Source organism: Mycolicibacterium chengduense (assembly GCF_033741155.1).
Classification (GTDB): Bacteria; Actinomycetota; Actinomycetes; order Mycobacteriales; family Mycobacteriaceae; genus Mycobacterium.
In genome coordinates this window covers 189,752-210,621 of the sequence record NZ_JAWQNH010000008.1, presented here as the reverse complement: position 1 = coordinate 210,621, position 20,870 = coordinate 189,752, and the positions used below count along the sequence as shown (strand labels likewise).

13 protein-coding genes are annotated in these 20,870 nt (G+C 63.7%); 6 read left to right on the top strand and 7 right to left on the bottom strand.

What is annotated here, in order from left to right:
• Positions 1-532 precede the first annotated feature (532 nt).
• The 3 genes from SBI67_RS26930 (at position 533) to SBI67_RS26920 (ending at position 6,366) form a co-directional block, all read left to right on the top strand.
• Positions 533-826, top strand: a complete 294-nt coding sequence (locus SBI67_RS26930) for a hypothetical protein (RefSeq protein WP_318983505.1) — start codon at positions 533-535, stop codon at positions 824-826.
• A 96-nt stretch (positions 827-922) separates the two neighbouring features.
• Positions 923-5,092, top strand: coding sequence for a DEAD/DEAH box helicase (locus SBI67_RS26925; protein WP_318983504.1), 4,170 nt, complete (start codon positions 923-925; stop codon positions 5,090-5,092).
• On the top strand, positions 5,092-6,366 hold the full coding sequence (locus SBI67_RS26920; RefSeq protein WP_318983503.1) for a hypothetical protein: 1,275 nt from the start codon (positions 5,092-5,094) through the stop codon (positions 6,364-6,366). Before SBI67_RS26925 ends, SBI67_RS26920 begins: the two co-directional genes overlap by 1 nt.
• A gap of 1,316 nt (positions 6,367-7,682) precedes the next feature.
• Here SBI67_RS26920 and SBI67_RS26915 read toward each other — a convergent pair.
• The 3 genes from SBI67_RS26915 to SBI67_RS26905 form a co-directional block, all read right to left on the bottom strand.
• On the bottom strand, positions 7,683-9,545 hold the full coding sequence (locus SBI67_RS26915) for a pyruvate kinase (RefSeq protein WP_318983502.1): 1,863 nt from the start codon (positions 9,543-9,545) through the stop codon (positions 7,683-7,685).
• A 77-nt stretch (positions 9,546-9,622) separates the two neighbouring features.
• Complete coding sequence (locus SBI67_RS26910) at positions 9,623-10,234, bottom strand: DUF5994 family protein (RefSeq protein ID WP_318983501.1); 612 nt, start codon at positions 10,232-10,234, stop codon at positions 9,623-9,625.
• Positions 10,235-10,395: 161 nt separating this feature from the next.
• Complete coding sequence (locus SBI67_RS26905) at positions 10,396-10,674, bottom strand: hypothetical protein (protein WP_318983500.1); 279 nt, start codon at positions 10,672-10,674, stop codon at positions 10,396-10,398.
• Between the two features lie 211 nt (positions 10,675-10,885).
• Between SBI67_RS26905 and SBI67_RS26900 the strand changes: the two genes are divergently transcribed.
• Positions 10,886-11,539 carry a DUF305 domain-containing protein gene (locus SBI67_RS26900; protein WP_318983499.1) on the top strand — a complete coding sequence of 218 codons (654 nt, stop codon included), beginning with the start codon at positions 10,886-10,888 and terminating at the stop codon, positions 11,537-11,539.
• Here SBI67_RS26900 and SBI67_RS26895 read toward each other — a convergent pair.
• The gene (locus SBI67_RS26895) at positions 11,481-12,695 is read right to left on the bottom strand and encodes a sensor histidine kinase (RefSeq protein ID WP_318983498.1); all 1,215 of its coding nucleotides are present in this window, start codon (positions 12,693-12,695) and stop codon (positions 11,481-11,483) included. The two genes, SBI67_RS26900 and SBI67_RS26895, sit on opposite strands and share 59 nt — an antisense overlap.
• Positions 12,692-13,444, bottom strand: a complete 753-nt coding sequence (locus SBI67_RS26890) for a winged helix-turn-helix domain-containing protein (RefSeq protein ID WP_318983497.1) — start codon at positions 13,442-13,444, stop codon at positions 12,692-12,694. Before SBI67_RS26890 ends, SBI67_RS26895 begins: the two co-directional genes overlap by 4 nt.
• A gap of 127 nt (positions 13,445-13,571) precedes the next feature.
• Between SBI67_RS26890 and SBI67_RS26885 the strand changes: the two genes are divergently transcribed.
• The gene (locus tag SBI67_RS26885; protein WP_318983496.1) at positions 13,572-15,098 is read left to right on the top strand and encodes a multicopper oxidase family protein; all 1,527 of its coding nucleotides are present in this window, start codon (positions 13,572-13,574) and stop codon (positions 15,096-15,098) included.
• A gap of 55 nt (positions 15,099-15,153) precedes the next feature.
• On the opposite strand, the gene ripB is transcribed toward SBI67_RS26885, so the two are convergent.
• Complete coding sequence (ripB, locus tag SBI67_RS26880; protein ID WP_413232571.1) at positions 15,154-15,891, bottom strand: NlpC/P60 family peptidoglycan endopeptidase RipB; 738 nt, start codon at positions 15,889-15,891, stop codon at positions 15,154-15,156.
• A gap of 236 nt (positions 15,892-16,127) precedes the next feature.
• Positions 16,128-18,173 (bottom strand): copper-translocating P-type ATPase, encoded by a 2,046-nt coding sequence (locus SBI67_RS26875; protein ID WP_318983495.1) that lies wholly within the window; start codon positions 18,171-18,173, stop codon positions 16,128-16,130.
• Positions 18,174-19,259: 1,086 nt separating this feature from the next.
• Between SBI67_RS26875 and SBI67_RS26870 the strand changes: the two genes are divergently transcribed.
• The gene (locus tag SBI67_RS26870) at positions 19,260-20,834 is read left to right on the top strand and encodes a PE-PPE domain-containing protein (RefSeq protein WP_318983494.1); all 1,575 of its coding nucleotides are present in this window, start codon (positions 19,260-19,262) and stop codon (positions 20,832-20,834) included.
• Positions 20,835-20,870: the final 36 nt, after the last annotated feature.

Genomic DNA, 20,870 nt, shown 5'->3' with positions numbered 1-20,870 from the left:
TCGAACAGGAGGCCACCCCCGCAGCACTGACCGCCTGAACCATCACATCGAAGAATCACACGACGACCTCGTACACCACGTCTGAGGACTTGACCAGCTGCCATGCCGGAACCCTCTGCCGCAGCTCGTCAGTCATTGAATGAGCTCTTACTGGCGCCCAAGCGCGACGGCATTAAGTCGGTGTTGTGGCCCGGTCCGCCGGTCGCCCTCGCACGCGGACAAGGCGAGGGGAGCGCTGCCCTCACAGCTTCTTCGAAAGCGCCCGGCTTGAGGCAGGATCTGGGCCGTCCGCTTTCTCGAAGGAAACGGGGAACCGAGACCGGCGCGGTTGCACAGCCGCCTCATTTGGAAGTAGCCGCTTGGACGGCTACCTCCGGTAACCGCATGCGACACCCGCTTGACCTGGGCGTTTACCATTCTCCGGCCCGTTCCCCCCTAATGGCCGTGATCCGCCATTGGATTCCCCGATTCCCCCGTGTCGACTGATGGCAGCAGCGAAATCGGTTCGCTGCCTACATGGAAGGAAACGTAAATGAGTTACTCGAACAAGTCGGGGTTCAAGGGCAACCGGACCTCAGCCCACTCCGGCGGCACCTATAAGGGGCAGCGCTCGCATACCGAGAACTGGAGTAACGGCCGTCGTGACACCTACTACGGCGGCAAAGGCGGTGCGCTGGGCAAGAATCACGGCCACCGCGTCACCACGGCGTCGGGCTTTCCGATCTACGACCGGAAGCCCGGCAACCGCAAGAAGACGCAAGCCGAATCTTATGGCTTGCTGGACGCGCTGTTCGGCGTCAAACGCCCCAAGGGCAAGAAGTTCTGATCGTCCGAGCCCGACGGCTGGCCTGGCCCTAACCCAGGCCAGCCGTTGGCGTACGTACCGATCCGTCTGAGACATCGCAGCACACAACAAGCTGCAATGCCCCATGATTCTTCATACAACAGTAGGTTCCGGTCGGCCCAACAATACGTGGAAACAGCTATGGAAAAAATTGACTCTCCAGCGTGGCTCGCGCCCGACTGGGAAACACTGCCGCTCGGCAAGCTCACCGCTGGTACAGCTCATAACGACCGAAGTGCCTCCGCGCGCTATGGCGGCGATTCACACTGGCTCGTCCGCTGGACGATGTACGCGGAGTTGATGACCGAAGCCAAGTATAAGGGAGTTAAAGGCCAAAGAAGTAACGCCGATGACGCTACTCTTCGCTGGCTTGGTTCCCCAGATAGACTACTGCACTCCGAGTTACATGAAGATGTCCGGAAGCTGCCTCCTCTTGACTTAGGCAGGAAACTGCTTGATGAAGTCATTCTGCCAGCCGTGATCGCTGCAGATAAGGACTACAGCGAAAACAAAGGCGCCCCGGACGCCGAACTAAAAACAATATTGAGCTGGTACTACGCCCTAACATCATCGACCGCCGCAAGGTCGGAGCATGAGTCGCAGCGGCGTTTAAATATAACCTATGGAGATATTACTAAGACACTTTCCGCTGCTCGGTGGGAACGTGGCCTCTTCGAGCGAGACAAATTCCCGGCTCGGTCCGCAGATGCGTTGCAGTATTTGACACTGCAGCTAGACCAGCGGTTGTTACCGCTACGGCGTGAATCCTCCACTCTCACACCGGCAGACCTAGATGCTCTGTTACCTCTTAAACTCGCCGAGAAACTGCGGGACGGAGAGGAACAGATGCTGCAGTTCCGCAACGCCAATTTTAACGAGCCCGTAGTTCAGCAGGGCATCAGCGACTCTGGCCGGCTAGAGATCCTGCAAAGGCTGTTGCCACAGCTAGCCCGGCGGATGCTGCAGAAAAAATCAATGCTCGTACTCGGCCCCACGTCGAGTGGCAAGAGCTACGCAGGACGAATCGCCGCGTCCTACTGCGCCTACCGCAATCAGCGAGCGATTGTATTGCTGCCCATCAAAGCTCTTGTTACACAGGCAGTGCAGGAATGGAAGGAATGGTTAGAAGGTACCGAATTAGAGTGGAATATCGTTCCAGGCTCACGCGATTATCCCGACCATGACGACGAACTTGTACGAGGTGATTTTGACATCGCGGTCATGATTCCGGAGAAGCTGGCAGCTTTGTTGAATCGCGGTATGCGGTTAGACAACGTCGGCGTTGTCATCGCCGACGAATTACAAATGTTATCCGCCGACGCTCGGGGAACTCGGTTGGAAATGCTATTGACTCGGCTGCGCCGCGAACATCCACGCATACCCATCATCGCACTAGCGGCACAACTCGCCGACCATTCGACGGAGCGAATCAGGAAGTGGCTCGAGATCGACGAGGAGGCTGTGATCCGAGCTAGCGTCCGGCCAGTGCCGCTCGAGAAAATTGTTCGAAGTGGGGATACGCAAGAGCGCGTCCTGCACACAGACGGTATCACTGACGACTTAAGGGCAATCACAGACGCAGGCGGCACAGCCGCAACGCGACAGGGTTTAAAGGTTAATCCGTACCAAAGCCGGGCGTTAACATTATGCTTGGATCTTCTCGCGGAGCGCGGGAACGACGGTGAGTTCCTTAACCGAGGGATCTTGTGCTTTGTGCAATCGAGGGACCATGCAGAGAGATATGCAAAGATAATCCAAGACGCGGCAAATTCGATTAAGGCTTTAGGCCCGGTACCACCGGGACTACCGTATAGTGGCCGATTTTCATCGCTCAAATCTAGCGAGGCAGAAGCTCGCTACCGTCGATTCGCGCGTATCCCGGAAAGCAGGGAACGGGAGCAGGTAGTCGCTGCCCTCAGCTCAGGAATTGGCTTCCATACAGCACGGCTCGATCCATTCCTGCGTGAGGAAATGGAATGGGGGTTCCGCCAAGGTTTGATTCGATTGTTGTTCGCAACAGACACGTTGAAACTTGGCATCAACTTGCCTGCTGACGTCGTAGTAGTCGCCTCGATCACCACGCCTAACAATGTCGGAACGAATAGCATCATCGACCGCGACACCGTCGCTCAGAGACTGGGGCGCGCTGGGCGCCTCGGCATTTCGCAGCGCGGACGTGGATATCTAGTAATCCCAAGCAGTCCGCTCCAAGACGGGGACTACGAGTTCGCCGCGGACGACGAGCAACAGCTAGCCCGTTACATCGAACAGACCGCCGGCCTCGATACTGCGCGCCGACGTGCCCTCGCTGCGCTTGCCGACCGGGACGCTGTATTCGCTCATTACATCAAGTATCGGGAACGCGGCCTGATCGTCGACTCGCAACTAGACCATGACACGCTAGCGACCCTGCTCTTAGAGCACTCTAAACGCATATTTCAAGTACAGGAACGAACCGGCCTTGAGCACGAAGCCACCAAGATGTTTAATCTGTCACTGAAAGCGCAAGAACCTGATGCAGCTGCCACGATCTCAGCGGCCATTGTGGTTGACAAACTTGTTGCGGCGCATTTGCTGTCGAGTCCGCAGCCCGAAAAGGTACGCATCACTGCGCTTGGACGCGCAATTGGCCACAGCGGTTTGCCCCTGGATGATTCTCTTGCCATAGAAAGCATGGCCGATGCGCTCGAAGCGGGTGCCGGTCAGCTGACTCTGCTATTTGCGGCAACCCAAACCAAGCAGGTCGTAAACAGCACATCGTGGATTGCCATCCGATCGGATCTTCCGCTGGAAGCCGAGGCCGAACAAAAGCGTGGAGTGATCCGGCTTGCTCAGCTTCTGATCGACGGGATACCGGCAGACACTGACCTGCCTATACCGACCGAAACGCTTCAATCGTTGAGGCTTCTCGTCGATGGCGACGATCTTGTTGGGTCGGGCGCGATCGCCACCCGACTGTACGATCTCCTCGATCTCAATCTTCCCGAACCACCGCTCGACGAGATCAACGCGTTGCTACGTGCGACAGTGCTACTGCTGTGGATGCGGGGTTGTCCTTTTCCCGCTATCAGACAAGCTGTCTCATCCGCAGTGCGGCATCGTCCTGACAAGTCATCTAAGTCCGACTCTCCGAGCCCACCGATTTATCCGACGGATGTGCGTGCACTCGGCGAGAATACAAGTTATGTGTTCGATACCGTCTGTGATTTCATCGGCGTTCGTCCTGAGAATACTCACTTTCGAACATTCGAGCGTATGTCAGACGCGATCGCCTACGGCCTGCCTGTAGAGCTCACTCCGTTGGCGCGCTTGAATCTTCGAGCAACTCACCGCGATCGCCTTGTACACTTAGTGCCGTTCATTGTGGGCAATGAGTACCCTGATCTAGCTACACTCGTCCGACGTAACGTCCGGAATCCAAGGGTAGTTGCGCCCTCGCGAAAAAAGTTTGATCAGTGGCAGAACGAGCTCTTCGAAGTTCCTGAATTCAAGGCTATCGCCGCGGAATTACTTGCGAGGCAGGTAAAGAGCAAGCAATTTGGTGGGACGCTAGTGGGCGAGATCGCCGAGCGCATGATCGCCGGCCACTACACATGCCAGGCAGTTGTTCAAAACCTCACAGCCGGCGATGCGGAGAACGCTCGAGCCTACCTAAAGATTCTGTTTGAGGCCCTAGGTCTTGAAGCCATACCAAAGGGCACGGATCAACTCGTCCTGCGTAGCAGGATGGATACATCACGAGAGCTCATCGTGCTTATCGCAAACGTAGAAGTTACACTTGCCGACGCGCGGGCGTGGGCGGATGCCGGGGTCTTGGTGATTGCATGTCAAGGCGTGTCCCTCGATGTGGTCACTGCTCCCCTCATTCAGGGAAGGCATCAAAGCGTAGTGGTGGAGCCCTCAGTGTTGGTCGAAACGTTGTACCGAGTTGTTGAGCTCGAAAATCCCTCTGTATCAAGTGAATTCGGCGAGGAGGAGATGATAGACCCCAGGCTAGACCTGGGCGACGAGCTATTTTCCTGGGACGACGAGTTAATCGCAGACGATGACGAATCCGCGACCGACGGTTCCGTCGCGGACAACTATGAAATTGGAAGCGAACGTGAACGCACCGGTGAGCGCATACTGGACATTCTGCATGCAGCGCCTCCGCTCCTAAGCCGTACCGACGCCAACAGGCTTCTCGATGGAGTCCGAATGCACTCGGCAGGCACAGCAAGCGTCGAGACGACAGCAGGAAACCCCTGATGCCCGCGAAAGAAATAGGTATCTTTCTCAGCGCACGCCATTTGGCTACGATCGCCGCCGATGACCGCAAACCAGACGAGGTACTGGATCGAGTTGAGTCTGCCGCGCACGTGCTGATGCTCGCCAGCGGGATCTCGCATCGAATCATTGCTGCAGATTGTGCCGAACACACTGAATGTGAAATTGCCGAGCAGTTCGCTGAAGACTCGGGATTTCGTATCCGACATTGCCCAGCCCGTGGTCCAGACCAATCGGCTGTGCTCAGTGCTGAGATCCTCGAAAGCTTGGCCACGAGCCCCTCACTGAGAACCTTCGTAATCGGGGACAATCTTGTCGCCCAGTCAGCTGCAGTAGAAGTCATACACCGCCAACGCCGATGGACCATCGGACTTGTGGGCGAGTATCCCGTCGCTCCGAGGCTCGCCGATTTGACTTACACGATGCCACTGGCGAGATTCGGGCTTTTAGGGCTCACCAGTGATGTTATGGCGGAAATTTCCGGTCGAGGTGAAGAACCTGAAGCCCAGAGTGTCTACCGAGAACTCTCCCAACGGTTGTCAGGGTTTAGCCCATCGTCGTACGGGTTCGATGGGATGGCGCAGCTAATTTCGGCCGCCAAGAGTAGAAGCACCCAAGAGGCACAACCACCACCACGAACCAGGACCGTCTCACCGGCGCCAGTCAAGCCGCAAAAGAAAACTCGAAACAAGAAAGCTGATCCTTCTTCAGCCACGCGAGGCAGGAAAACGGATCCATCTGTAGCTGCTATCCGCAGTGCCATAGGTGCTTTCACCGTACTGTCCGACGACGAACTGACGGACTTGGACGAAGTAGCGGTCGGACGTCGTGTGCTATCCCAGCTACGAGCGCGACCAGAGCTACGCGACGCGCTACATCGTGGTGCACTGAACGGCGCGTTGTTCACCGAGGGGATGAGACAGATGATCGGCGACGCCGTTTGGCGCCCCTCGTCGGAGCCAACATTTTTCTCGCTCCTACGTCGGTGCGTTGAACACGAGGCTGAATGGGTAATTGCCAGTTCCCCTGAGCGGCCCATGAATGGGGTGCTCATTCTCGGTGAATTGCCGGACGGTTGGAAGTTGTTCACGCCGTCCCAGACTATTGCTAGTCAGGCTGACGGGGCGGACTATGAAGATACGAATGGCCATGGAGCCGAGGACACTCAGCTCGACGACAACGGCAGTGAAGTAGTAACCACTGAAGTGGTCATGATTGAGATTGCGGCCGAAGTAGAAAGTACGGAAATCGAGTGACCTTGCAGGATCGGTGATTGCGACCGCTGGTAGGGAAAAGTAGGCCGTTTCTTCTCTGTTACCGTGTGGTAGCAGGGAGGTGGAGCGCGAACGCAGCCTGCCGAAATGCGGGATTAGTGCGAGGTCCTGGCGTTGGTGCTGCTCGTTCGTAGCCCAGGGTTGCTGCCGTCATGCTGATAGACGGAATTCGGAAGTGGCCCGGGGGTTGTGGCTCCAAGAAGCTGGTCTACTCGCAACGCCCACCTGTGTGCACGCCGGGTTCGTAGACGACCTCGAAGCTGTCCGCATCGTGTTCTAAGCGAGCAAGGCTCCGTCGATTGCCGGTCTAACGCTTCCGCCATGAACTCAGCTCGCCGGGGAAGCACGGGTCTGCTGCACGAATAGGTGACATCTGAGTTGGCTTGCCCAGCGTGGGCAGGCTGGAAGGATGTCCTTGTGCCCAGGCCTTACCCCCGTGAGTTCCGCGACGATGTCGTACGCGTGGCTCGCAACCGCGATGACGGCGTGACGATCGAGTAGATCGCCACCGATTTCGGGTTGCACCCAAATGTGGTCATCCGATGGCCGGTGAAAATCTCTGTGTCGAAGGTCGCGGCCGCCGCTTCTGTCGGACCTGTCGCCGACGCCGGTTGGCCAACCGTGAGCCAAACAACTGCCCACAGTGCGGTGAGCCACTTCCGGCCGCGTTGAAACCGCTCCCGTGCACTCGATCCGACTAAGCGCCAAGGCCTCTGCGACGGATGGGGCAGGATTTGGTGCCGGGTATCGGGGCGAACATCGCGGCTTGGCTCGGCGTCCGAAAATCGGAAGCGCCACCGCACGAGCTACAAGCGCTGAATGCCTCGCCCCACCCACCCACATACGGCGCCAGTATCGCTTCGTCCGGGGAATCTGGCTCGATGGTCAGTCGGCGTAATCTCTGCTGCGGTTAAGTTGAGCACCGGTGCGGTGCCGGCCATGGCGTCGTTGGGGAGTGCACTTCGGTGGGCATGTTGCACTCCAGCGTCCTGATGCCTGAGCCGCGCGGCGACCGGGCGTCGAATGGTGGGCTTGCTTGTCACGAGGTTTTCACAACACGTGCGAATCACTCTGGAATTCGGTGGCACCGCTTGGGATCGTTCCCGCAGCTTAGAGACCGAGAGGGGACCAAGGGATGTCCCTGGATCATGCTGGTTGCGAACTGTAATTCCGTCTGCCAACGCCTACACAGGTTCGAATCCTGTACCTGCCACGCTGGTCAGGCCCCCTTCCGAGGGGGCCTGACGTGTTTGTGCCGACGCAACCCGCCCCACCCGGGCCGGCTCAGCGAGCCGCTCTCACTGATGGTCGAGGTGCCACGAGCGCAGCCGGCGCAGCAGCGCGTCCTTCTTGTCATGGTGGCCGCTCATGCGGTGCAGGATGTCATCCAGTGCCGCCAGTGCGTCGTCGATGTACGGCCCCTTGTTCAGCATCACGCATTCGGCACGTTCACCCATGGCGGCGTCACTGATCTCCGCGCGCGAAGGCAGTCCGGTGGCGGCCAGCTGCTCCAGGACCTGGGTGGCCCAGATGACGGGGAGGTGCGCGGCCTCGCACAGCCACAGGATCTCCTCCTGCAGTTCGGCCAGGCGTTCGAAACCCACCTCGACCCCGAGATCGCCCCGAGCGATCATCACCCCGAGAAGCGGCCGGCGCATCGCCGTCAGCAGGAGTTGCGGCAGGCGCTCGAAGGCCCTACGGGTTTCGATCTTGAGGACGATGCCGATCCGCTCGCCGTCCGGGCGGTCCAGCAACTGGTGCAGTCGGAGAATGTCGGCGGGATCTTGTACGAACGACATCTCGACAAGGTCGGCTATCTGCACCGCCGTCTCGAGATCGGTGACGTCTTTGTCGGTCAGCGCGGGCACGGGCAAGGTGGTCTCCGGAACGTTGATACCCTTGGCGGCCTTCAACTTCGAGCCCGTGGCCGCGGCGTGGGTGATCCGCACGGTCAACGTGTCGGGGTCCGCGGTCAGGATCTCGCCACTGATCCGGCCGTCGTCGAAGTGGATGGTCTCACCGACGCGGGCGTTGTCGAACACGTCGGGCAGGGTGCACCCGATCTGGGGAGGACCGGCGGCAGGCACCGGCGCGGGTGAACAGTCACGGGTCAGGTGGAGTACATCGCCGCGATACAGGGTCAGGCTCTGCTCCATCTCGGGTAGCAACCCAACCCGTGCCGGATCGTCGTCGGACCTGACCGTCAGCTCGGTGCCGGTCAGCAGGTAGGTCGTCTTGTCCGTTGTGGCGATCAGTCCGTCGGTGCCGGGATCGGCGATCAGGGTGAGATGGCGTTTCGCGCCGCGGGCGTCATGAAGTGTGATCACATCACCCGCCCTTCTGCGGCTCAGCCACGCGGCGGGTACCGGAATGGTGGGGTCCTGCGGTGTGGCCGCGCCGACCGGTTCCGCGTCCGCTGACAGGCGCGCCCGCGCGGGGGTGAGAACATGGCCGACCGCATCGCGCTGCGGCCGCAGTTTCACGCACCTCGGTCCCGGCTGGAGCGGACCGGTGCGGAGCTTGGGCCCGGCGAGGTCCATCGCGATACGGCAGTCCCGGCCGAGGTCGCGGGCCGCTTGCCGGACGTGATCGGCCATGGCGGACCAGGCGGCGGCATCGTCGTGTGCGCAGTTGATTCGGGCGATGTTCATCCCGCCAGCGATCAGCCGGCGCGTGAGGTTGGGGTCGATGGCCGCCGAGGAGGGCAGCGTGACCATGATGCGCGTTTCGCGGGTGTCCGGTGCCGGGCCCAGCAGGTCAACAGATCGAGAATGCAGGAGTCGTCGGCCTCCCGTGCCACTGGTTACGGCGGGCGACGGGGGTTGCCAGGGTCTTCCGAGCATGGCCGAGGCGGCGGATCGCACCAGCCGGATCGTGGCCTGCACGTGGGACTCGCTGTGGCCCAGCGACGATAACCCGAACGCCGCGAGGCGCCGCTGCAACGAGCGCATGTCGATCTGCCGCAGCGCCCAGTAGTGGACGATATTGCGCGCACTGGACCGATAGTCCGCTGTCACCGGGGAGAGCAGCGCGTGCCACTGCGTCTCGGCTGAAGCAAGGTGGTCGAGTATGTCGTCGAGGTGCCCGAGCAGCCGCACGAGCTCACGATCGGGGGATACGTCGTCATGGTGGTGCTGGGTGTCGTCGAAGACCGCGGACATCGTGTGTGCTCCTGAAGAATTGGCACCGAAGGGGATTCGCCGCTCTCGGCTATCCGCGACGGTGATCGCGAATTCGGTCAGCCGGCTGTTCCGGCGTGGTGCTCGCGGTGGATGCGGTCGTTGACGATGTGTTCGACCAGGATGGGCACGAACGTCTGGATCCGGGCGTCGTCGAATTGCGCCGCGGCGTCCTGGCACCAGCCGATAATCTCGGCATCACGTTCGGGGTCGTTGCGGCCCTCGTGCTCGGCGAGTTTTCTGGCGACCTCGGCCACCGACCGTGCCGCTGCCGCGCCGCTCGTCCCGGCACCCGCCCGGCGTGGCACCGAGCCGAGCGTGAGCAGGGCGGATTCCTGGGCGGTGTCGGGCGAGATCACCCGAAGTGCCACATGGTGTCCGTCTTCGGCGATGACGATCACGGTGCTGGGTTCGGCACTGGTGAAACCGAGAAGGTGAATGACGCGTCCGCCGACCAGAAGCTCGTCAGGTGCGTCGGTCCACAGGTTGCGGTCGTAGGCCACCAGGGCGACCGGACCCAGTCGGTCGTGCGCGGCAGCGAAGAGGCCGGGCAGTTCGGCGGCCAGGCGGTAGGACCGCGGCCACCACGCGCCGTCCACGTGATCCCCGGACGGATCGCTGCCAGAGATTTTCAGCCGGTCCTCCGCGGGGGCGGGCAGCAGGTCGGACACGTGACACGCCTTTCGCTGATGTGTGGTTCTGTGGTGAGGCACGGCCGCGGTAGCGCCGGTACCGGCCGCAACGCTACGGAGTGCTCACCTGCGCACAACAGGGGCGAAAGTCCCTATCCGAGTCGGCTATTCAGTTTCGAGGCGAAGCGAACCGCGTTCCGTCAGGCCACCGATTCGCCAGTACGGTCGATGCGCGGTGTGGTCCCCAGCGATGCCACTTCCGCGCTGACCGCGACGTCGAGTTGTTCCAGTGCGAACGCGTCATAGGCAGCGACGATCTGCTCCGGGCTGGCTTCCGGGTGTTCACGGGCGACGACGTCGATGGCCAACCACGTTGCGGCGCTTAGTTCGGCGGTGTGTCGTGGACGACGTCCGTGCAGCAAGGCGTTCATGAGGAGTTCACGGAACGTTGACGTGGAACCGGACCCATGTGCGGACATATCGCTGACAGTACAAAGCCTGGGTTACACCCGGGCGACGCGCGTGTTCCGGTTCGTCGCCGACTTTGTCCGCCGGGACTGGTCACGTGGATGTCTTTACCGGATCTTGAGCTAACCCTGAGCATGGCCATACCGGCTGTGGCCAGGCTGGGATCAGCGCGGTGCCGACGCCCGGACCGGGCGCGCCGCGATCGATCGGAAAGGACGTCTCGTGAAAAGAACTGTGCTGGCCGGCGCGGCCGCGGTGCTGGCCGCGGTCACCCTCGCCGCGTGTGGCAACTCCACGCCCGCACCAGGGTCGTCATCGGCCGCCACGTCCACCACGGCGTCCGCTCCGATGTCGGCCACGTCGTCGGCGAGTCCCTCGGCCGCCGCGCACAACCACGCCGACGTGATGTTCGCGCAGATGATGATCCCGCACCACCAGCAGGCCATCGAGATGAGCGACATGATCCTGGGCAAGCAGGGCATCGACCCGAGGGTGACGGATCTGGCCACCCGCATCAAGGCGGCGCAGGGCCCCGAGATCGATCAGATGAAGGGCTGGCTGTCGCAGTGGGGCACCCCGAGCATGGCGCCGTCGTCGTCCATGCCGGGCATGGGAATGCCTGGTATGCCCGGTATGAACGGCGGTGGGGGCATGATGTCGGAGCAGGATATGGCCGCGCTGCAGAATGCTACGGGCGTCGCCGCGAGCAAGCTGTTCCTGACGCAGATGATCGCGCACCACGAGGGGGCGATCAGGATGGCCCAGAACGAGATCCAGACCGGTCAGTTCCCGGATGCCATCACGCTGGCCAACACCATCAAGACCAGTCAGCAGAGCGAGATCGAGACGATGAGGTCGATCCTGGCGACGTTGTAGCGGGCTGGACGTCCGGACCGGTGATGGGCACGACCAAGGTGAACGTCGCACCACGTCCCGGTCCGGCGCTGGCCACGGTGAGCTCGCCGTGGTGCGCTTCGGCGAAAGCCCTGGCGATGGCGAGGCCGATGCCTGCGCCGCCGTGCTGCCGATCCCGGGCGGCGTCGACGCGGTAGAACCGTTCGAAGATATGTGGCAGGTGTTCGGCCGGAATACCGTCGCCGGTGTCGGACACCGTAATCGTGAGGTTGCGCTGGTCGGCGCTGGCCCGGACATCTACCCGGCCCCCGGCCGGCGTATGACGCAGGGCGTTGTCCAACAGATTCTGCAGCACCTGACCGATGCGCTGCGGGTCCCACCGAACCTGCGGTAGTTCGGCGGGAAGGTCACTGGTCAGGGCAACGGACTTGGCGGCGTAGCCATCGGCGGCCATTGCCACCGCAGTCGACACCACCGGAGCGACGGCGTCGAGCCGCAGGTCGAGCGACGCGCCGGCCTCCTCGGCGCGCGCCAACGCCGCGAAATCCTGTGAGAAGCGCACCAAGCGATCCGCCTGGCTGCGCAGCATGGACATCGTCTCGCCGTCCATGACCCGTACACCGTCCTCGACGGCCTGCAGATAGACCTCCAAAACCGAGACCGGCGTGCGGATTTCGTGGGCAAGATCGCTGAACATGCGTTGTCGGGTGAGCTCCACGCTGCCCAACCGCTGGGCCATCTGGTTGAAGGCGGCGGCCAGGTTGTCGAAGTCTGCTCCCAGGCCGGCCGGCGCGACGCGAATATCGTAGTGGCCCGCGGCCAATGCGCTGGCGGCCGCCGACACCTCGGATACCGAACGCTGTAGCCGGCGACTGAAATAGGCGCTGACCACCAGCGCGGTGAGCGCGGCCACGGCGACCGCGACCGCGGTCGAGAATGCGGTGGCATAGCGGTAGGCCTGCTCGGCGTGGAACTGCTCGTCGGATCCGTGGCTCACGCCGGCTCGGCGTAGATGCTCGCGGAACAGTGGCGGACCGACCATCGCGGCGACGACCAACGTCGTGATTCCGCCGGCGAGTAAGACCAGGGTCTGCGCACCCAGCAGTCGTGCGCCCAGGCCGAGTTTCGGCCGACGCCAGCTGAAAGCGCTGCGCTGCAACGCCGTCGAAGAGGTCATGCGCCCGTACCCATGCGGTATCCGACACCCCGTACCGTCTGGACGTAACGGGGATCGGCGGCGTCGTCGCCGAGTTTGCGGCGAAGCTGACCGATGTGGACGTCGACGAGGTGGTCATCACCCACCCACGAATCACCCCATACGGCCTGCAGGATCTGGGCGCGGGAGAACACCACACCCGGCCGTGCGGACAGGGTGGCCAGGATGTCGAACTGCGTGCGCGTCAACGAAATCGATGCGTCGTGCAGCGTCACCTCACGGCGGTCGACATCGATGGCCAGCGGACCGAACACCCGCGGGGGAGCGGATTGCGGCGGCGTGGGGTGGCGCAACTCGGCCAGTGCCGACACGGTGCGGGGACGCCGCAGCATGGCCCGGATGCGTGCCACCAGCTCCCGCGGGTTGAACGGTTTGGTGACGTAGTCGTCGGCGCCGACCGAAAGACCGACGATGGTGTCGGTCTCGGAATCACGGGCGGTGAGCATGACGACGTAGGCGTCGGAGAACACCCGTAGCTGCCGGCATACCTCGACACCGTCGATACCCGGCAGGCCCAGGTCGAGCACTACCACGTCGGGATCGACCTGACGAGCCAGCACGACGGCATCGGTGCCGGTGTGACACACCGTGACGTCGAATTGTTCGCGCTCAAGGTAACTGCCCACCACGTTGGCCAGACCCACCTCGTCGTCGACCACCAACGCGCGAAATCCCGAACCGGGTCCGGCGGGTGCTGTCGCGTTGTCCATGACTGTATGGTGCCGCCTGCCTGCGGCCGGGTGGGACACCGGCACGACTTTGACCGAATCTTGACCAAAGCCATACCGATTTCGGCGGTGAACCAGCTCATCGTGGCGTACGGAGAAGGGAGCGTCGATGAACGGGCGAACGGCCCTGAGCCGGCGCGGGTTTCTGGCAGCCACCGCACTCGGGGGGCTCGCGCTGGCCGGATGTGGCCACCGCGCCGCCACCGGCGGTGGTGGGTCAGGTCTGGCCGATGCGATCGCGTCGGCCGAGGCGGCCCGCCCGCACACCGGGCACACCGTCACCATGAGGTTGACGGCCGGATCGACGGCCCTGGATCTCGGTGGCACGTGGGCACAGGCCTACACGTACAACCAGATGCTGCCGGGGCCACTGATCCGGGCGAATGTCGGCGACGAGCTGGCCGTCACGCTGGTCAACGGTCTACCGCACGCGTCGTCTGTGCATTGGCACGGTTTGGCGTTACGCAACGACATGGACGGCGCGGCTCCGGCCACACCGGATGTCGGTCCCGGGGCGGAGTTCACCTATCGCTTCACCGCATCGCATCCGGGTACCTACTGGGCCCACCCGCATACCGATCTGGATGCCGACCAAGGTTTGTATCTGCCGGTGATCATCGACGATCCGCGCGATCCCGGTGCTTACGACGCGGAGTGGATCGTGATACTCGACGACTGGACCGCCGGAATCGGCAGCAGCCCGCAACAACTGTTCGACGGGTTGCGGTCGATGGGTATGGGGATGGGCGGGCACGGGATGGGTGACATGCCCGGCATGGGCTCGGGGCCGGCGGTACCCGGGGTCGGCGGTGTCGGTACCAGTGATCTGCTGGGTGGAGATGCCGGTGATATCAGCTACCCGACCTATGTCATCAACGGCCGGGTCCCGGCGGCGCCCTCCACCTTCACGGCGAAACCCGGTCAGCGGCTGAGGATCCGATTCATCAACGCCGGGTCCGACACCGCGTTTCGGGTGGCGCTGGCCGAGCACACGATGACCGTGACCCACACTGACGGATTCCCGGTGGTGCCGACCGACGTCGACGCCCTGCTGCTGGGGATGGGCGAACGCTACGACGTGGTGGTGACCGCACGCGACGGTGTCTTCCCCTTGGTGGCCGCGGCGGAGGGCAAGAACGCATCCGCCCGAGCGGTGCTGTCCACGGCCGCCGGAGCCGCACCGGGCGCCGACTATGCGCCGGCCGAATTACGCGGCCGGATAGGCACAGTGGCGAACTTCGCCGCCGCGCCCGAGGTGGTTCTGCGCAGCGACCGTGCCGACACCACGCTGACCGCTCGGCTGGCCGGCGACATGATGAGCTACGGCTGGACCATCAACGGTCGACCCTACGGGCAGACCGAGCCCCTGCGCGTTCAACAGGGCCGCAATGTCGACATCGTCTTCGTCAACGACACCGCCATGTGGCATCCGATGCACCTGCATGGGCACACATTCGAGGTGCTCACCGCTGACGGACGGCCCGGCCCACGAAAAGACACCCTGATCGTGTTGCCCAGGCAGACGGTCGGCGTGCGACTCGTCACCGACAACCCCGGCACCTGGATGTTGCACTGCCACAACACCTATCACCAGGCGGCCGGGATGATGACCACTCTCGACTACGTCGCCGGGTGACGGGCACGCGGGGCGGCGCTCTGCGTGGTAGGAAAACCTTGCAGCAGAAAGGGTTTCATGTCTCGATCATGCGCGTGACATAAGGGGTCATTCCACTCCGCCGGACCGGCGACACCTTCACCGGGACGCCCGTCTGCTGTGCTTCCAGCATCTGTCCGGCACCGAGGTAGATCGCCACGTGTTGCCCTCCGCCGGGCCCCCAGAACAGGAGGTCGCCGCGCTTGGCCTCTGATGGCGCCACTTTGCGTCCCGCGTTGTACTGGTCTCCGGAGTAACGCGGCAACGGGACCCCTACGCCGGCAAAGGCGTAGCGCGTCAACCCCGAGCAATCGAATCCCACCGTCCCGGCGCCAGAATCGATCCCGCGACTGGGGCCGGTCAAGCTGCCGCCGCCCCAGGAATAGGGCACACCGATCTGGGACCCGGCGCGCCGGATGACGTACTCGATGGCCTGTCGGCCGTAAACGCGGTTACCGCGCAAAAAGGGCGCCGAGTTCTCTGCCGGGCCCAAGATGCCCAGGCTGCCCAAGAATGTGCGACCGAGATTCATCGTCGTCTGCGCCGCCATCGCGCTCGCCTGCAGCGAGGCGTTGGCGATGGCCAGCGGATCTCCAGGGGCTCCTGCACTGAGCAGACTCGGTAGTGCGGGATCCCATGCGCCGCCGTTGGGTTCGCCATGAGCCGGTCCGGCGCGAGTGAGCAGGACCGAGGCCAGCGCGGCGCCGCCAAGGACCAATGCTCGCCGCCGACCGACGTCGGGCACCCCGGCGCGCGCTTGCGGAGAAGTCCTCACGTCACTGTCCCCTTTTTGGCGGTCGCACCGGGATCACCGCGCCTTGTTGCGGGGGCATCCGGAGGGCGGTTTCACGCCCGTCGAGCTACGTTCCGATCACGTGCACCAAGTACGTAGTCATGCAGTACAACACCCGTCACGCTACACGACTTTGGCAACATTGGTAACAGTGGTAGATGAATACCAACTGTGTAATTCGTTGGCAGGGTTCGCAACTCGTGATCCTCGACCGCCTATCAGCGGTCGAGGATCGCCCGGGTACTGGCTTGCGGGCTCAGATCGATACGGCGCAGCAACTGGGCGTTGAGCGCGACCACCACCGTGGACAATGACATCAGGATGGCCCCGACCGACATGGGCAACACGAATCCGATCGGTGCGAGTACGCCGGCGGCCAGGGGTACCGAGATCAGGTTGTAGCCGGCACCCCACCACAAATTCTGCTTCATCTTGCGATAGCCGGCCCGGGAGAGCTCGATCACGGACAGCACCGAGCGGGGGTCCGAGCTGGCCAGGATGACCCCAGCCGATGCGATCGCGACATCGGTTCCGGCTCCGATCGCGATGCCGACATCGGCTTGGGCCAGTGCTGGGGCGTCGTTGACGCCGTCCCCCACCATGGCAACCTTCTTGCCCTCGTGCTGCAGGCTGGAGACCTTCGCCGCCTTGTCCTCGGGTCGCACGCCGGCAAAGACCCGGTCGATCCCCAGTTCCGTTGCGACTGCCTGTGCGACCGCTTCGGCGTCCCCGGTGATCATCACGACCTCGACGCCGAGCTTGTGTAACGCCTCGACGGTCTTGCGTGACTCGGGCCGAACCTCGTCGGCCAGCCGGATGCCGCCGATGACCCTGCCGTCGCGCACGACGTGCAGGATGATTGCTCCTTCGGCACGCCACGCCGCGGCGGCGCCGACTTCGTCGGCTCCGATGTCCGCGAGGAGCCGCGGGCCGCCCACCCGCACTTCATGGCCATCGACGGTCGCCGTCACCCCGACCGCCGGCGAGGACGTGAAACCGCTTGGGCGGGGCACTTTCAGACCGCGGTCCTGCGCGGCAAGCACGATGGCGCGTGCGAGCGGATGTTCGCTGTCCGATTCGGCGGCGGCGGCCGCCGCGAGCACCACAGCGCCGTCGAGATCACCGACGGGCTCTGTGGCCGTCACGGTGGGTTCACCCTTGGTCAGCGTCCCGGTCTTGTCGAACAGCACGGTGTCGACGGTGCGCATGCTCTCCAGCGCGAGGCGATCCTTGATCAGCACGCCGCCGCGGGCTGCCCGTTCGGTGGCGATCGAGACCACCAGCGGGATGGCCAGACCCAAGGCATGCGGGCATGCGATCACCAGCACGGTGATGGCCCGCACGACCGCGGCATCGGGATGTCCGGCCAGCGTCCACACCACGGCCGTGACGGCAGCTGCGGACAGCGCGAACCAGAACAACCAGCCCGCCGCGCGGTCGGCCAGCCGCTGGGCGCGCGACGAGGAATTCTGAGCCTCGGTCACCAGCCGCTGTATGCCGGCCAGCGTGGTGTCGTCGCCGGTCGCGGTGATCCGGACCCGCAACCCGGAATCGGTCGCGACCGTTCCCGCGGTCACGGTGTCACCGGTTTCCTTGGCGATCGGCCGTGACTCGCCGGTCACCATCGACTCGTCCATGTCGGCGCGGCCGTCGACGATCACGCCGTCGGCAGGCACGCTGCCGCCGGGGCGGACGATGACGACGTCACCCACCCGCAGCTCGGAGACGGCCAGGGTGACCGTACGGTCGCCGTCGATCTTCTCGGCGTCGTCGGGCAGCAGCGCGGCCAGCGAGTCCAACGCGGACGTCGTCTGGGCGAGGGAACGCATTTCGATCCAATGCCCGAGCAACATGATGGCGATGAGCAGCGCCAATTCCCACCAGAACTCCAGTTCATGGTGCAGCAAGCCCAGGCTGGCGCCCCATGACGCCACGAAGGCCACCGTGATCGCCAGGCCGATCAGCAGCATCATCCCCGGTGTGCGGGAACGAATTTCGCCGATCGCTCCGGCCAGGAACGGGCGCCCGCCGACGGCGTACATGACCGTGCCCAGCACCGGGGCGACCCAGCGGGCCCCGGGGAAGTCCGGCACCTGGTAGCCGACGAGCATCGCGAACATGGCGGAGAAGGCCACGACGGGGATCGCGATGGCCAGGTTGATCCAGAACAGCTTCCGGAATTGCGCGACGTGATCGCCGTGGCCGGCATGACCGCCGTGGCGGGCGTGATCGCCGTGGTGTGCACCACCGTGCGGATGGGTCATGATCCCTCCCCGGTCAGCATGGTCATGGCATTCGCACGGCCGAACAGCCGGCCTCGTCGCTCGGCGCGCGTCGAGGACGCGTAGTGACCACACGACATTCCAGCGACCGGGTATTCACTCGTGACCATGGCGACTCCCTTCCAGATACCCCGTGGGGGTACGCCAGTCACCTTATACCCCCATGGGGTATAAGGAAAGGGGCCGCCGGGTCGGCCGGATCCTCGGGGGTTTGCCGAGTGCCGCGGAGGTCCGCCCGGCCGGCGGGGCGGGGTCGACGGGGCGCGGGCGATTCGCTCGCCGCCACCGTCCGGCCCGCGGGATAGCCAGCGGCAGTGGCCGGCATTCTGCGATGCCGAGAATGCCCCCGGGGCGCGACGGCGACGTTTCGGGTGCGTGGCAGCGGGTCCGTACGGTGTCGCGATGTGAGAATTCTTGAAAGAAAGGGTCTTTGGCGATACGTGGGGACGTGCGCAGTGGTCGGGGGCGGTAGGCGCGCTGCCCGCGTGGATGCCGAGTGCCGTGCCGACTTTGTTAGCTGAAGTCGCTGGCTAAGTACAATTACCGATGAAGAACGACCGGTGCGCAGGCCAGTCGGATTCGCCACAAAGCTGCCCGAGGGGGTGCTGATCAGGGATCTTGCGGCGGAGAGAGGGGGCGATGTGGACCGGCCGGTTCGTTGTGCCTGCGTCCCGGGATGTTTGCATCGACCGGCGTTCCACTGCAGTCGACGCGAAAGGTGTTGTGGTGCGTGCCATATCGGCGTCGTGAACGGTTTGCCGCCCAGGTCTGTCGCATTTGCTGCCTGTCGTGCTGCTGGTTGGTATTAGCTGTGGGCGCAGGATGATTGGGCTTGGGCCGCGGCACGGCGATCCCGACCCGACGCCGGTGGCGCGCCGCCGCTTCACATCGCGGCTTTGCCGACGATCATGCTCGCATTGATGCATCGACAACTGTTGTGGGCGAACATCTTTCGATCGCAAGGATCACTATGCGACACCTGTGGTCATGTCGTATGGTCGCCGAAAATGGGCGATGGCGGTCGTGCTCGTCGTCCGGTACCGGGAGATCCCCGCACAAGGAGGCGCCGTGACGGCACGTCACCGGATGAGGAAGAACAACCGCGCGATCAGGATCTTGGCGGTCCCCGCGACCGCCGCACTGCTGGTGACCGCGGCGGTCGACCAGCCCGTCATCCAGCAGATGCCGTATGCGGTTCATCAGCAGCACCGACCGGTCTCGACCGACGCTGTCGACCTGGCCGCGCTGGCCCTGTTCGCGGTGCCGGGTGCCGGGGTCAACTTCCCGCCAGGGGCCCTCGCCGAGCAGGATGGCGGGGTTTGGGAACGCATTCAGGACGTCACCCTGCTCACCGATCGCACGCGTTACCCGGGTGACGTCACCGCGGCGTCCCTGGACTCCGGCGCCAGCTGGCTCACCGAACTGCTCCTGGCCCGGGACCCTTCCACCACGGTCAGCGGAATCGACACCGGTTCGTTCGGCGGGCGGGTCGCCGCCGAGGCGCTGAAGCGGGTAGCGGCAACCGGTTACGACATGTCGAGCGTGTTCGCGGTGTTCTACGGTGATTCCAACACTCCCGGCACCGGCCTCTTCGACCGGTACCAATCGCAGAACACGACCTTCGGATCCGATATCCCCGGCGGTGCCGTCCCGCTGCCCGACGGTACCTATCTGCGGGTCAACCGTGAGTACGATCCGATCGCCTATTTCCCCAAGTACCTCTGGAACCCGGTGAGCTGGTTGCAGATCGCGGCCGGTTTCGTGTTTGAACACTCCCGGCTCGACAGTTTCGACTTCGACGATCCGCAGAACGTCACCACCGTCGAGGGCAACGTCGTCACCGTCCGCGTACACAGCCCGGTGATGCCGCTGCTGATGCCGCTCAAACTGCTCAGGGTGCCGACCAGGATCATCGAGGCCCTACAGGACATCATGCAGCCGATCGTCGAGAGCACCGGCATGTACGAGAGCGGGAAGGTGGGCTTTCTGCCCACCCCGCAGAAGACGATCCAGTACCTGAGTGCGATCGCCGCGGGGTTTGCGCGGGCGGGCCAGCGCCTCGCCGGAATCGATCCCCCAAAGCCCCAGCCGAGCGAACCGCCCGTCACCACGGCACCCACGACGACATCGGAGATCATCGACGCCATGGAGGCGCGCGACCGGGAACTCAATGGCCTCAATGGCACCGCCACAGCGACCGCGCACCTTGCCACCGCACACACGGCCACCCCGCGTCTGACGGTTACACCCGTCACCGCCGATTCGCTCACGACGGAGCAGGCGCAGGGGCAGCCGCCGGCGGTGTCGGTGTCGGCGGAAGAGAAACCGGCCGTCAGCCCGGAACCCGAGGTCAGCGCGCCCGAGCCGGGCCCGTCCGGGGACGTTTCCACCCCGGGCTCAGCCGCCTCGGCGTCGGCCACCGCCGCCGCCACTACCACCGCCACCGCCGACGCCACGCCGCCGACGCACCCGCGCACATCTGCGACGACACGGAAACCGCCGGGTGATACCCCCAAGGGGGTGTCGGTCACCGCGCATCCGGTGGCGACGCCGACCACATCCGACAAGGGGGCCGCGGCCACCGGCGCCGACCATGATGACGGCGCCGGCGGGGCCAGCACTGGCGACCAGTCAACCGAATAGCAAGCGAAACAACAACGGCCGGAAGGCACCCCGCGG

Bases quoted from the DNA above. Each gene is read 5' to 3' on its own strand.
- SBI67_RS26875 (WP_318983495.1), bottom strand. From the start codon at position 18,173: ATGACCCATCCGCACGGTGGTGCACACCACGGCGATCACGCCCGCCAC.
- SBI67_RS26925 (WP_318983504.1), top strand. From the start codon at position 923: ATGCCCCATGATTCTTCATACAACAGTAGGTTCCGGTCGGCCCAACAA.
- SBI67_RS26890 (WP_318983497.1), bottom strand. From the start codon at position 13,444: ATGGACAACGCGACAGCACCCGCCGGACCCGGTTCGGGATTTCGCGCG.
- SBI67_RS26885 (WP_318983496.1), top strand. From the start codon at position 13,572: ATGAACGGGCGAACGGCCCTGAGCCGGCGCGGGTTTCTGGCAGCCACC.
- SBI67_RS26920 (WP_318983503.1), top strand. From the start codon at position 5,092: ATGCCCGCGAAAGAAATAGGTATCTTTCTCAGCGCACGCCATTTGGCT.
- SBI67_RS26915 (WP_318983502.1), bottom strand. From the start codon at position 9,545: ATGTCCGCGGTCTTCGACGACACCCAGCACCACCATGACGACGTATCC.
- SBI67_RS26895 (WP_318983498.1), bottom strand. From the start codon at position 12,695: ATGACCTCTTCGACGGCGTTGCAGCGCAGCGCTTTCAGCTGGCGTCGG.
- SBI67_RS26930 (WP_318983505.1), top strand. From the start codon at position 533: ATGAGTTACTCGAACAAGTCGGGGTTCAAGGGCAACCGGACCTCAGCC.
- SBI67_RS26905 (WP_318983500.1), bottom strand. From the start codon at position 10,674: ATGTCCGCACATGGGTCCGGTTCCACGTCAACGTTCCGTGAACTCCTC.